Consider the following 12,604-nt stretch of genomic DNA (forward strand, 5'->3'; position numbering starts at 1 on the left):
TTTTACTGCCCAAACATTTTAACAACACAACAATGAAAACTAAAATCAACCATATATTATATACGTTCCTGCTTGTAGTTATCAGCTGGAGTGTATCTTTTGGCCAGACCGGCAAAACCGGCAGCGCCAAAGTATCCGGCTCCCTTGTAAACGATCAGGGTAAACCCCTTGATTACGCCAGTGTAAGCATCATCAAAGCATCAGACTCAACCGTAGTTAAAGGCGCTTTAAGTAACGACAATGGTGTTTATTCCTTTGATAAAGTACCAACGGGCAAATACCTGATAAAAGCTACTGTAGTTGGCTATACAAAAGCCATCAGCCAGCCATTTACCATTACCGGAAATTCAGCAAATATAGCGGTGCCGGTTTTAAACCTGCAACAGGGGAACAACACCCTGAAAACTGTTAATATTACTGCTACCAAACCATTGATAGAACGCAAGATTGATCGTACGGTAATGAATGTGGAGGGCAGTGTACTTGCAGCGGGCAACACCGCTATGGAAATATTAGCGAGGGCTCCCGGCGTCACCGTTGATAAAGATGATAACATCAGCCTTAAAGGCAAACAAGGTGTAACGGTAATGATAAACGATAAACTCACTTATCTTACTGCCGCGCAGCTGGCAACCCTGCTACGCTCAACAGATGGCAACACCATCAAATCTATCGAGATCATTACCAATCCATCGGCTAAATACGATGCGGCAGGCAACTCCGGCATCATCAACATCAAGCTAAAAAAGAATACCCAATCGGGTACCAACGGTAGTGTTACTGTAGGTGTTGCCAAAGGAAAATACTGGAGAGATAACAGCAGCTTAAACCTTAACCATAAAGACGGCAACCTTAATGTGTTTGGCACATTTAGCCGGGGCGATAGAAAACGCGGGCATGATTTACTGCTTGACCGCGTTGTTAGCAACGAGCAGGGTATTACCAATTATTTTAACCAGCAATCGTCTATGCCCAGCACCAATCATTACAACAACTACCGCGTAGGTGCCGATTACGACCTTACACCTAAACATACTATAGGTTTTGTAGTGAGCGGTTACTCAAATACCGAAAATGATAACAACAACACATCTACCATAATAGGTACGAAATATGGCGTTGCCGATTCGTCCCTGCGCACTACATCCGTTTTCCACCAGGCTTACAAAAACATCGCGGTAAATCTTAACGACAGACTTAAAATTGATACCAGCGGCCAGGAACTGAGCTTCGATTTTGATTACTCTAAATTTAACAACAGCAACAACGCGCAATATACTACTGATTATTTTTTAGCCGATGGCAGCGCCCAACGCCCAACGCAATTGCTGCGCAATCAAAGTCCTTCAAAAATTACCATATACACCGGCAAGGTTGATTATACCAAGCCGCTAACCAAAACCATAAAACTGGAAGCCGGTGCCAAATACAGCAATGTTAAAACCGATAACGACTTAAGGGCCCAAATTGATAGCGGCGGTACCTACATTAATGACAAAGGCCGCAGCAACCACTTTATTTACGACGAAAAAATTGAGGCCGGCTACATTAACCTGAACAAACAATTCAAAAAAACATCGGTACAGGTTGGTTTACGTGCCGAATACACCCGATCAAACGGCAACCTGATTGGCTATACGCCGGTAAATCGCAGCTACCTTAACTTTTTCCCAAGTGCGTTTATTAATCATACCATAAATGATAAAAATGAGGTAAGTCTGTCGTACAGCCGCCGAATCGACCGTCCGGGCTATGATGATCTAAACCCATTCATCTATTATCTTGATCCATACACCTTTAGTAAAGGTAACGCCTTCCTTAACCCTCAATACACCCAAAACTTTGAGTTTAATTATACCTATAATAAAACCATCAATGTTAGCCTGGGCTATAGCCACACTACAGATGCTATTACCGAGCTGATTTTGACTGAAGGCGAAAAAACATTTCAAACCAATAAAAACCTGCAAACACAAACAAATTACAACGCCAATATCAACAGTCCTTTCACTATCACCAAATGGTGGGAAGGAAATATCAACGTAACAGCCTTTTATTTAGGCTTTAAATCTGATTCGCTTGCCGGCTACAACTTTAACGATGGCCAATGGGCATACCAGGCGCGTACAACCCAAACATTTAAATTTGCCGGCGCCCGTTTGGAAGTCATGGGCGATTACCAATCGCCATTAACTTACGGCATTTATAAAATAAGGCCCCGCTACTCCGTTGATCTTGGTATCAGCAAATCATTTTTCGATAAAAAATTCAATGTTAAAGTAGCTTGCGATGATGTATTCAACATGCGCCGTAATAACCTGAGCAGCAACGCGCTCAACAACAATTTCACCATCAGGCAACGAAATGACACGAGGGTTGGAAGGTTAACGCTCACCTACAACTTTGGTAACAATTCCATCAAAGTTCGCCAGCACCGCAGCGGCGCCGATGACGAAAAAGGTAGAGTGAAGGGGAATAATTAGACCACAGCCCCCCGACCCCCTGAAGGGGGAGCATATAAAGTATTGTTTTGCCAATATGCAAATCAAAAGCTCCCCCTTCAGGGGGCTGGGGGGCTGCACTTTACTGCCCTACCATAAACACAGCATTGCTAAACAGCAGTTTGCCATTTTCCCAGAAACTGCGGAACAACGGATCATCAACCATATAAACTACCGAGCCACGGCCCATGGATTGCACACCAAGCAGCAAACCATTATTGATCTTTTGTTTGGCTTGCGCACCCGCGAAACCCGATACATAGCTGTCTTTTTTAATGGTGCCTACATTCCAGCCATCTTCGCCGCCAAAAAGCTCGTAGATATCATCGTTTAGTTTTAATGAATAATAGTAATCGGGCAAACCGAAACCAAGCGGATGGGTATTATCAAGGTTAAGTTTAAATATAGCGCCGGGGATCATACCGCGGATGGCATCGCGATCACGGTCGCCATAAATTTTAACGGTTTTGTCTTTATCCTTGTCATCTTTTTTATCCTCCTTCTTTTTTATCAGGAAACCTTTTTTATCAACCAGTAATGCAACGGCATTATCTACAGCAATAAGCTTCCCTCCATCGCGGATCCAATTCTGCAGTTTCTCTGATGGGAAATCATCATACCTGCCGTCTGGAAAAACAGCTACGTCAAAATCGGCCAAACGCGTGCGGCCAATATCCTGGTATCTAACCAGGGTAATGGGGTAACCCAACTGTGTCTCAAAAAAATGCCACACCTCTCCCATCGCTTCGGAGTTTACGCCATCGCCTGCAACCAGCATAACTTTAGGCTGGCGAATATACCTTACCGCATCTGAGCCAAGATCAGATCCTTTATCAACAAATCCAGATGACAGTGGCGTAACCTCCTGGTTAAGCCCAGCGGCGGTTTGGGTAACGGTCTGGTCAAAATCGGCCCGATCATTACCGGCACGGGTTATTAATAATGATCCTGGTGCAAAATGCTTCCCGGCTGCATCAAATGGTTTTTCGGAATAACGTACCCTTATCTTCTTTTTAAGCAATGCTGCCAGGAATTTTACATCACCAACAGATTGCCATGCCGATACATAAGCGTAAGCGTGGGTATTCACCAAAGCTTTGGGCGCCACAATGCTCCATTCGGCGCTTGCCGGTTTAAATGATTCCTTAACGCCATATGCCTTCAAACCAAAAGCATAAGGGAGCGACCACGCGGTAATATCATAGGTATTTGAATCAGGAATAAAAGTTCTGGGCTCCAGCAACACATGTAGCAATACGGCTTTAGGCTGATAGGCATTTACCACCAGGTCATTAGGCCCCACCGTATACTGTTCGGTTTTACCGGTTATATAATCATAACCTGTAACCGCTTTATTGCCTATCCCAAAGCCATATTGTATTCCGTTGCGGGCAAGCAATTTGGCCATAGCGTTTATTTTATTGTTGTTATCGTTTTTAATAACATAGGTTTTGTACTCGCCCGGCGGGTTGGCGCGGCTGTTATCAAAAAACCTTTTAAACTCATCTTTCAGTTTTTGCGCATTGGCCGATGCTGTTTCGATAGTACTTAAACCTGTTGAATGGTGATGAGCCACGCGCTGGGCAAGGGTAAGGGTATCGCCACTGCGGGTAACAACCGCCAACCCGGCGCTGATACCACCCTGCTCATAGGTCATTCCTATCGAGCCATTGTATAGGGGGTAGGTGTCGCCATACGAAGGGTAAAGCAGGTCGAACTCATATTTGGTAAAATACATCCAGCCATTTTGGTCAAAGTATTTAGCGTTGTTTTTACCAATAGTAACCTGGAAATCGCGTTGCCATTGGGTAATATCCCTATGATACGGCTCGGCTGCCGGGGCAAAGTAATACGGGGCATTGTACCCCTGCTCGTGGTAATCAACATGCACCTGTGGCAGCCATTGGTTAAATAAACCTACACGGGCCTGGGTCTCTTTTTGTTGCTGCCATGCCCAGTCGCGGTTAAGATCAAAATAGTAATGATTCACCCGCCCGCCCGGCCATGGTTCGGCATGTTCACGTGATGTTGGGTTGGCATCGGGCACAGCTCCCTTTACCGAGTTATAGAAATTAACGTACCTATCGCGCCCATCGGGGTTTAAACAGGGGTCGATAACCACCAGAGTATTATTAAGCCATGCCTGGGTGGTCGTATTTGTTTGATCAACAAGGTCATATAAAGTCCACATCGCCGCCTCGCTTGAGGCAGGCTCATTACCATGCACATTATAGCTTAACCAGGTAATTACGGGTGCATTTGTAAGCACTGGGCCGCTTTCTATTCCGGCTACACGTAAGTTATTATGACGGATCTCTTCCAGCCGGCCAATGTTTTCGTCGGATGCAATAAACATAGCCAGCAGCGGTCGTCCTTCGTTGGTAGTGCCAAATTGCCGCAACTTTACATTTTTTGATGCTTGGGCTATGTATTTAAAATATTCAACGATACGATAGTGCGGGGTAAACTGCTCGCCCTGCTTGTAGCCCAAAAACTCTTCGGGTGATTGTATTTTTTGAGCAAAGGCCGAACAGAAGAAGCTGACAAAAACAAAAAGGAGTAAATGTTTTTTTACCATGATATATGCGTAGGATAAGAGATACGCTAATATGCAGAATTTATTTTTAAATGCGCAGGTATGCAGATTTCGAGTGTGTAGATTGTTACAATAACAGATATGCAGATTTCAGATATGCAGATTCCAAATGTGCAGATATGCCGGTTAAGGTCATCTAGGGCTTCGCCGTTTCAGATATGCCTATGAAGCACCCAACTCACACCTTTCATATACCGTTCATGCACCTTGCGAATCATCTTACGTACATGAACCTTTGTTATCCTTTTGATCACCCGGCCATGCCCCTTTATATTTCTGTAATTGATTGAAAAAGAGAATATTGCAACAAAAAACAGCGACTTTAAAGCCTTTTTTAAGGAGAGTTGTTAGATAAAAGCCGGAGTGGTTATTTAGTGGCTGATACACAAATTTACAAAAATTAAATAAATCTCCCCAGCTGGCAGTCCTAAAAAATCTAAAAATTTTAGCAATTTGCCTGATAATTTGTAATTTGCACATCTAAAACCGTGAAGCCGTAAAAAAATCTAATCTGCACATCTGCACATCTAAAATCTGCATATCTTTATGACCCCATTACAAGCCCTGCAAAAATATTTTGGTTATAGCGCTTTCAGGCACCAGCAGGAGGCTATTATTCAGCATGTTTTAAATAAGCAGGATGTGATGGCGCTTATGCCAACCGGTGGCGGTAAATCATTATGTTACCAGCTACCTGCAGTATTGTTGAATGGACTTACCATTGTTATATCGCCGCTTATTGCGTTGATGAAAGACCAGGTTGACAGCCTGAATGTAAGTGGCATCCCCGCAGCATTTTTAAACTCGGCCCAAAACCCCGATGAGCAGAGGCGATTGGTTGAACAGCTTAGAAACAACCAGGTAAGGCTCCTGTACTTAGCTCCCGAACGCTTGTTTGGCGGCGATAATAAAATGATCGCCTTTTTAAAAACCCTTCCGGTAGTACAGATAGCCATTGACGAGGCGCATTGCATTTCGTCATGGGGACATGATTTCAGGCCGGAGTACCTGATGCTGGCACAGCTAAAAACCGAGTTCCCGAATGTGCCTGTCATAGCGCTTACCGCTACTGCCGACAAGCTGACCCAAAAGGATATCCTTGAAAAGTTAAATCTTCATAAACCTGCGGTATTTGTATCCTCATTCAACCGGGCTAATATTACCTACCGGGTTGTACCCAAAAAGAACAGCTTTAATCAGCTTATTGCTTTTTTGAACGAACGCAAGGATGAATCGGGCATTATATATTGCTTGTCGCGTAAATCAACCGAAGACCTGGCTGCCGACCTGAAAGATGAGGGCTTTGTCGCGGAGGCCTACCATGCCGGTTTAGGTAATGAATTAAAAGTAAATAACCAGGAAGCTTTTTTGCGTGATGATGTAAAGATCATTGTAGCAACCATAGCCTTCGGGATGGGCATCAATAAGTCAAATGTGCGTTACGTGGTGCACATGGATCTGCCTAAAAACATTGAAGGCTATTACCAGGAAACCGGCAGGGCCGGACGCGACGGCCTGGCATCAGAGGCATTATTGCTTTATTCGCCGGGAGACGCGGGTAAATTGCAGCACTTTGCACGCATTGAGGGCAACGAAGCACAAAGCCGCATTATGCTCAATAAGCTGAACGATATGGTGAAATATTGCCAGCTGCAGGCTTGCCGCAGGCAGTATCTGATGAATTATTTTGATGAGGCCTTCCCCCCAAATTGCGGCTCCTGCGATTTTTGTTTAACCGAGTTTAAACGCTTTGATGGTACGCTGATAGCCCAAAAGGCGCTATCGGCTGTTGCCCGTTTAAATGAACGCTTTGGTGTTAACTATGTGATAGACTTTTTACGCGGATCGAAAACCGAAAAAATCCGCGATGAACATAAACAGCTAAAAACCTATGGCATTGGCGCCGATATCAGCAAACCCGACTGGCAGCGCTATATACGCGAGCTGATTACGATGGATTACCTGCACATTACCGATGATGGTTACCCTATAGTAAAACTAACCAGCAAAAGTGCTGCCGTATTAAAAGGCCTGCAAAAGGTTGAATTTATTGAAAGCGAGATAACAGAAGAAACCCATACCCATGTACAGGCGCCACCACATGAGGCCGAATTATTGAGCCGAATTAAGAGTGTACGTAATGATATTGCCAGGCTGGAAAATGTACCGGCCTACATTATCGTCTCTGATGCTACCCTGCTTGAAATGGCCACCTTTCTGCCCCAAAGCCTGGATGAACTGCGTTTGATCTCGGGCTTTGGAGATGTTAAACTGGCCCGTTATGGCCGCGAGCTGTTGCAGCCTGTTAAAGATTATTGTAAAGAAAAAGGGCTGGAATCCAAAATAGCCTATAAATCGCCAAAGCGGGAACGCAAACCCAAAACCGACCGGGTGGAGCGAACCCCGAAAGCACGCAAAACCAACGATACCCGTACCGAAACTTTTACTATGTACCGCCAGGGTAAAAGCATACCCGAAATTGCAGCCGCCCGTGGCTTATCTCCAATGACCATTGAAGGTCACCTGAGTCACTTCATTGAATCGGGCGAGATAGATATCCTGGAGATAGTGCCCCAGCAAAAAATCCCTGCCATTAAAGATGCGGTGGAGAGCTATGGCAGCCAAATGCTTTCGCCCCTAAAACAAATTTTGGGCGATGATTACAGCTACGGCGAAATTAAAGCTGTAATAAGCTGGATGAACAAAGATCAATGATATATGTTGTCTATCTTTAGGTTGGTTAAAATCTTCTATAACATGCAGGTATTTAAAATTAATTTTAGTCAGATCCGCTCCCTGTTTTTAATTGTTATCGCAGGTATTTCCGCACTGTCTTTTAGCAATAAGGCTATGGCACAGCAAAAAAACCAAATGGTGAGGCTGGCGAAGATCCAGGTTAATCCTGCGCAGTTAAATCAGTATAACGCCGCTTTGAAAGAGCAAATGACAACCGCTGTTCATGTTGAGCCCGGGGTATTAACTTATTACGCCGTGGCCGATAAAGCAAATCCGGCACACATCACCATCCTCGAAATATATGCTGATACAGCCGCCTACAAATTACATATAGAAACACCTCATTTTAAAAAATACAAAGAAACGGTTCAGCATATGGTAAAATCATTGGAGCTTGTTGATGTTAGCCTGATTGGCTTTGCCAAAAAGCCCGATATGTAATTTTATACGCGCCCCAGCCAATATATACTTATCAATCAATTAACTTTGTTGCTTAACATGCCCTTAACGCGGCCAAATTACGTATGACTACTACCCAACAACTTTACCAGCTATATCTGCAACATCCTGTTATCAGTACCGATACCCGTAAAATTGCTGCAGGCAGCCTGTTTTTTGCCCTTAAAGGTGATAAGTTTGATGCCAATACCTTTGCCCAAAAAGCAATTGAAACGGGAGCGGCCTATGTTGTAATAGATAACCCGGAATACCAGCTTGGTGAAAAGTATTTACTGGTAGATGATACGCTAACTGCTTTACAGGACCTTGCGCGGCACCACCGCAGGCAATTAAAGATCCCGGTTATTGGCCTTACCGGCACTAACGGTAAAACCACTACGAAGGAGCTTATCAACGCCGTACTATCGCAACATTTTAAAACGCAAGCTACACAGGGAAATTTAAATAACCATATAGGCGTACCGCTTACCATCTTAACCATTAATGCCTCGCATCAAATGGCGGTTATTGAAATGGGGGCCAATCACCAGAAAGAGATTGAACTGCTTTGCAGCATAGCCCAGCCATCGCATGGGCTAATCACCAATGTAGGCAAAGCGCATTTAGAAGGTTTTGGCGGGATTGAAGGTGTTAAGAAAGGCAAAGGGGAGTTGTACGATTATTTAACTGGTGCGGGGAGCGAGTTTCGGGGAGCGGGTGTTACGTTTATTAATAGCGACGATAGTACTTTGCTTGAAATGGCTGCTGCGCGCAAATTGAGCAATGTTGTTTATTACGGTACTAATACTATTGACGATTTGATCAGCGGTGAACTGGTTGAAAACTCTCCTTTACTTACCCTGGAGTGGACTAACAATAAAACCGGCGAAAGCCATACCGCAAAAACACAGCTTACCGGCGCCTATAACCTGCATAATATATTAGCGGCTATAACCATTGGCACTTATTTTAATATCCCCGCTGCCGAAATCAACGCAGGCATCGTGGGTTACCAGCCTAAAAACAACCGCTCACAAATTGTTAAAACAGCTACCAACACGCTCGTTTGCGATTACTATAATGCCAACCCAAGCAGCATGTTTGTAGCTATCGAGAACATCGGCAAATTAGAAGCTAATCGAAAAGTACTTATCCTCGGCGATATGTTTGAAATGGGGCCAGAATCGGCTGTTGAGCATACTGCGGTTATTCAAAAAGCTTTGGATACCGAAGTTGATGAACGGATTTTTATTGGGAAGGACTTTTTAAGTCAAAATTCAAAATTCAAAATTCAAAACCAGGAGGCTACTTTCTATGCTACTGCAGAGGATGCCATCGCCGGCTTAAAAGCAAATCCGATAACCGGTTCAACTATCCTGATAAAAGGCTCAAGAGGGATGGCTTTGGAGCGGTTGGTGGAGTTGTTTTAGTGCCCTAAAGTCATGCCGAACTTGTTTCGTCCAACACACACAAGGTGTAAAGCATGGGTGCACTTGTCTTTTAATATCCTGAAGCAAGGATCTATCGCGGAGGAATCCGAAATTCCACTTCAAATTGTTTAAGCTTAACCTAATAATGCCCCTTTAACGAGTAAATCGTGATGGTTTCATCAAGCACTTCATAAATTATACGGTGCTCTAAATTAATTCTTCGGGACCATAGTCCGTTCCATTGATATTTTAATTCTTCAGGCTGACCAATTCCACCAAATGGATTTTCCTTAATAGCTTCAATTAATTGTGATATCTTTTTTTGCGCCTGGACATTCCCGCTCTTTTTCCAATACGACAGATCTGATAAGGCCTTATCCATGAATTTTACTTCCACAGATCCTCTATTTTAATTATAGTTCCCTTCCCTTCCCTTGCTTCTTTTCTGCCTTTTTCAATTTCAGCCATAAATTCAGCATCATAAATCGGTTGGGTTTCAGGCTCTTCGTCATAAGGCACCTGTAAAGCCTCCAATACAGCTTTAACAGCCTTAACCTGGGCCTCGTTAGTAGGGTGTACGGCGAAAGTGTTCATTTTGCAAACTTTTATAGTTAAAACACTAATTTACAAATTTTTCTTTTATTTCTCTGTTTTCTATATTAACAGGATTACGTTAATGCCCTTCACGCATCGCCAGCTCCGCCACTTCCTCACCCACCAAACTTCCCATTGCTACGCCCATACCGTTACACCTAACCGCGCAAAAAACACCAGGCTTTACCTCCTTCACTATCGGGCTTAACTCCTCGCCAAAGCCCATAATGCCGCTCCACCAATAATCAACTTCAATTTGCTGATCAGGCAGGATCACTTCATGCAGATAGCTTAGCAGTTTTTCCTTTACAATATCGGTATGCCCAAAGTCCCAGGTTTCTTCGGCTTTATAATCCAGGTTGCGGCCGCCGCCAAATAGCACGCGGTTATCAATATTACGGAAATAATAATAGCCTTCATTAAAATGATAGGTGCCCCTCAGCTTTAAACCTGATACTGGCCGGGTAACCAATACCTGCCCCCTGCCTGGAATCACATTAAGCTCGGGATATAATTGGCTGGCAAAGGCATTGGTAGCCAGTATCACCTTGCCTGCCTTAAAGTTTCCCTGGGTTGTTTGCAGGCAGATGTGTTTGTTTTCCTGTTCAATTGTCGAGATCTGCACATTGTTTAGCACCAGCACTCCCAGTTGGTATACATTATATAATAAGGTACGCATCATTTCACCGGTATGAATTTGCCCTTCAAACGGATTGTAGATCATGTGGCCTACCTTATTAAAGCCAAAACCTGCAATTTTTTCATCAGCCACTGAATAAATGTCAGGCCTGCCTATGACTTGCCGCAATAATTTATTGAGGTGATCTACACGGTCGAAAGCACTTTTTGCAGCATCGGCTTCATCCTCCATAAATAACTCATGCCCACCGTATTGATGATAGCCAATATTCTCGTCGCCCAGGTTTTGCCTTAAGCGCTGCAGGCCGCGCCATTTGTAATCAACCAGGCGCATCGCTTCGGCTTCAGATGAGCGATTTATTACTTCAATTTGTTCACTTACTGTACCAAAACAGGCAAATCCCGCGTTTTTAGTACTGGCTCCCGATGGTAAAAAGCCCCGCTCCAACACCAACACTTTTAAAGCAGGTTGCTGCTTTTTTAAATGCAGGGCGGCGCTTAAGCCAACAAGGCCGCTACCGACGATAATTACATCGGCATTATCAATAAACGCTGTACGTTCCCAGTATGAATACATTTTAAGTCAAAAGTAAAAAGTAAAACTCAAAAGCCTTGCAATTGGGTATTTACTTTTGACATGAATTAAGACCGGAATAGTTTTTGAACAGGTTTATGGAGGCTTTGACAGAGAAGAATAATGTTTTAAAAGGTTTGTCATCCTGAACGTAGTGAAGAATCTATTCGCAGACTGTACAGGGCGACGAAGCATGGCGAATAATAGATGCTTCACTTCGTTCAGCATGACAAAAGGCTTGCAAACACTCATGAATATGCACGAAGCAACGACGGTGGAAATCTAAGATCTAAGAGAATTTTGACTTTTTAATTTTGAATTTTAACTTAATATGAATCATCTATCATTAATTATGGGATACATCGGCTTTAACTCGGCATGGTTACTGATGATTTTGGTTGCCCTGGTAAGCTTTATTGTACAGTGGCGATTTAAAAGTAAATTTAAACGATATTCGGAAATCGGCTTACTATCAGGTCTTTCGGGCCAGGAAGTGGCGGTAAAAATGCTGCGCGCACATGGCATATTTGATGTGCAGGTAATGTGTGTTGAAGGCCAGCTTACCGATCATTATAACCCCGAAACAAAAACTGTTAACTTAAGCCAGGATGTTTATTATAGCAGAAGTATAGCCGCGGCGGCTGTTGCCGCTCATGAATGTGGCCATGCCGTTCAGCATGCGCAGGCTTATGCGTGGTTAAGCTTTCGCTCGGCTATGGTGCCGGTTATCAATGTGGCATCAACGCTAACCCAATGGACCCTTTTCATTGGCATAATGTTGTTGTTTTTTGCCAATAACTCTATCGTATTAGCCATAGGTGTTGCCGCCCTGGCACTGGTTACTTTCTTTAGCTTTGTAACCCTGCCGGTTGAGTTTGATGCAAGCCGCCGCGCATTAGCCTGGCTTAATAACAATTATAGCATTATACAAACCACCGATGAACATGAGCTGGCTAAAGATGCCCTGTGGTGGGCCGCCATGACCTACGTTGTGGCCGCCGTAAGCGCACTGGCTACGTTGGTATATTATGCCTCGTTTTTGTTTAACCGGCGGAATTGAGGATGTGCGGATATGCAGATGTGCAAATGATGTTAT

At 43.9% G+C, this 12,604-nt stretch carries 9 protein-coding genes; 5 read left to right on the plus strand and 4 right to left on the minus strand.

Translation table 11 applies throughout. From position 1 onward, the window contains the following. Positions 1–32: 32 nt before the first annotated feature. On the plus strand, positions 33–2,483 hold the full coding sequence (locus tag AC1DQW_RS04895) for an outer membrane beta-barrel protein (protein WP_477453090.1): 2,451 nt from the start codon (positions 33–35) through the stop codon (positions 2,481–2,483). A 100-nt stretch (positions 2,484–2,583) separates the two neighbouring features. Here AC1DQW_RS04895 and AC1DQW_RS04900 read toward each other — a convergent pair whose 3' ends face one another. Further along, a complete protein-coding gene (locus AC1DQW_RS04900) occupies positions 2,584–5,079 on the minus strand; it encodes a M14 family metallopeptidase (RefSeq protein ID WP_477453091.1) in 2,496 nt (831 codons plus the stop codon). Between the two features lie 564 nt (positions 5,080–5,643). Here AC1DQW_RS04900 and recQ point away from each other — a divergent pair. From recQ to AC1DQW_RS04915, 3 genes are all read left to right on the plus strand, one after another. Beyond that, positions 5,644–7,812, plus strand: a complete 2,169-nt coding sequence (gene recQ, locus AC1DQW_RS04905) for a DNA helicase RecQ (RefSeq protein ID WP_477453092.1) — start codon at positions 5,644–5,646, stop codon at positions 7,810–7,812. Positions 7,813–7,854: 42 nt separating this feature from the next. Beyond that, positions 7,855–8,274, plus strand: a complete 420-nt coding sequence (locus AC1DQW_RS04910; protein WP_477453093.1) for a putative quinol monooxygenase — start codon at positions 7,855–7,857, stop codon at positions 8,272–8,274. A gap of 83 nt (positions 8,275–8,357) precedes the next feature. Then, positions 8,358–9,701: a UDP-N-acetylmuramoyl-tripeptide--D-alanyl-D-alanine ligase gene (locus AC1DQW_RS04915; RefSeq protein ID WP_477453094.1), complete on the plus strand. Its 1,344-nt coding sequence runs from the start codon at positions 8,358–8,360 to the stop codon at positions 9,699–9,701. Positions 9,702–9,840: 139 nt separating this feature from the next. On the opposite strand, the gene AC1DQW_RS04920 is transcribed toward AC1DQW_RS04915, so the two are convergent. From AC1DQW_RS04920 to AC1DQW_RS04930, 3 genes are all read right to left on the minus strand, one after another. Beyond that, on the minus strand, positions 9,841–10,098 hold the full coding sequence (locus tag AC1DQW_RS04920; RefSeq protein WP_477453095.1) for a Txe/YoeB family addiction module toxin: 258 nt from the start codon (positions 10,096–10,098) through the stop codon (positions 9,841–9,843). After that, positions 10,089–10,295, minus strand: coding sequence for a DUF2683 family protein (locus AC1DQW_RS04925; protein WP_477453096.1), 207 nt, complete (start codon positions 10,293–10,295; stop codon positions 10,089–10,091). Before AC1DQW_RS04925 ends, AC1DQW_RS04920 begins: the two co-directional genes overlap by 10 nt. Positions 10,296–10,374: 79 nt before the next feature. Next, a complete protein-coding gene (locus tag AC1DQW_RS04930; RefSeq protein ID WP_477453097.1) occupies positions 10,375–11,511 on the minus strand; it encodes an NAD(P)/FAD-dependent oxidoreductase in 1,137 nt (378 codons plus the stop codon). 328 nt (positions 11,512–11,839) lie between these two features. Between AC1DQW_RS04930 and AC1DQW_RS04935 the strand changes: the two genes are divergently transcribed. Beyond that, entirely contained in the window at positions 11,840–12,568 is a 729-nt protein-coding gene (locus tag AC1DQW_RS04935) for a zinc metallopeptidase (RefSeq protein ID WP_477453098.1), read from the plus strand. Positions 12,569–12,604: the final 36 nt, after the last annotated feature.

The organism is Mucilaginibacter sp. P5_A4, from assembly GCF_056400605.1.

Coding starts and splice junctions, on each gene's coding strand:
- AC1DQW_RS04895 (WP_477453090.1), top strand. CDS start 33: ATGAAAACTAAAATCAACCATATATTATATACGTTCCTGCTTGTAGTT.
- AC1DQW_RS04900 (WP_477453091.1), bottom strand. CDS start 5,079: ATGGTAAAAAAACATTTACTCCTTTTTGTTTTTGTCAGCTTCTTCTGT.
- recQ (WP_477453092.1), top strand. CDS start 5,644: ATGACCCCATTACAAGCCCTGCAAAAATATTTTGGTTATAGCGCTTTC.
- AC1DQW_RS04910 (WP_477453093.1), top strand. CDS start 7,855: ATGCAGGTATTTAAAATTAATTTTAGTCAGATCCGCTCCCTGTTTTTA.
- AC1DQW_RS04915 (WP_477453094.1), top strand. CDS start 8,358: ATGACTACTACCCAACAACTTTACCAGCTATATCTGCAACATCCTGTT.
- AC1DQW_RS04925 (WP_477453096.1), bottom strand. CDS start 10,295: ATGAACACTTTCGCCGTACACCCTACTAACGAGGCCCAGGTTAAGGCT.
- AC1DQW_RS04930 (WP_477453097.1), bottom strand. CDS start 11,511: ATGTATTCATACTGGGAACGTACAGCGTTTATTGATAATGCCGATGTA.
- AC1DQW_RS04935 (WP_477453098.1), top strand. CDS start 11,840: ATGAATCATCTATCATTAATTATGGGATACATCGGCTTTAACTCGGCA.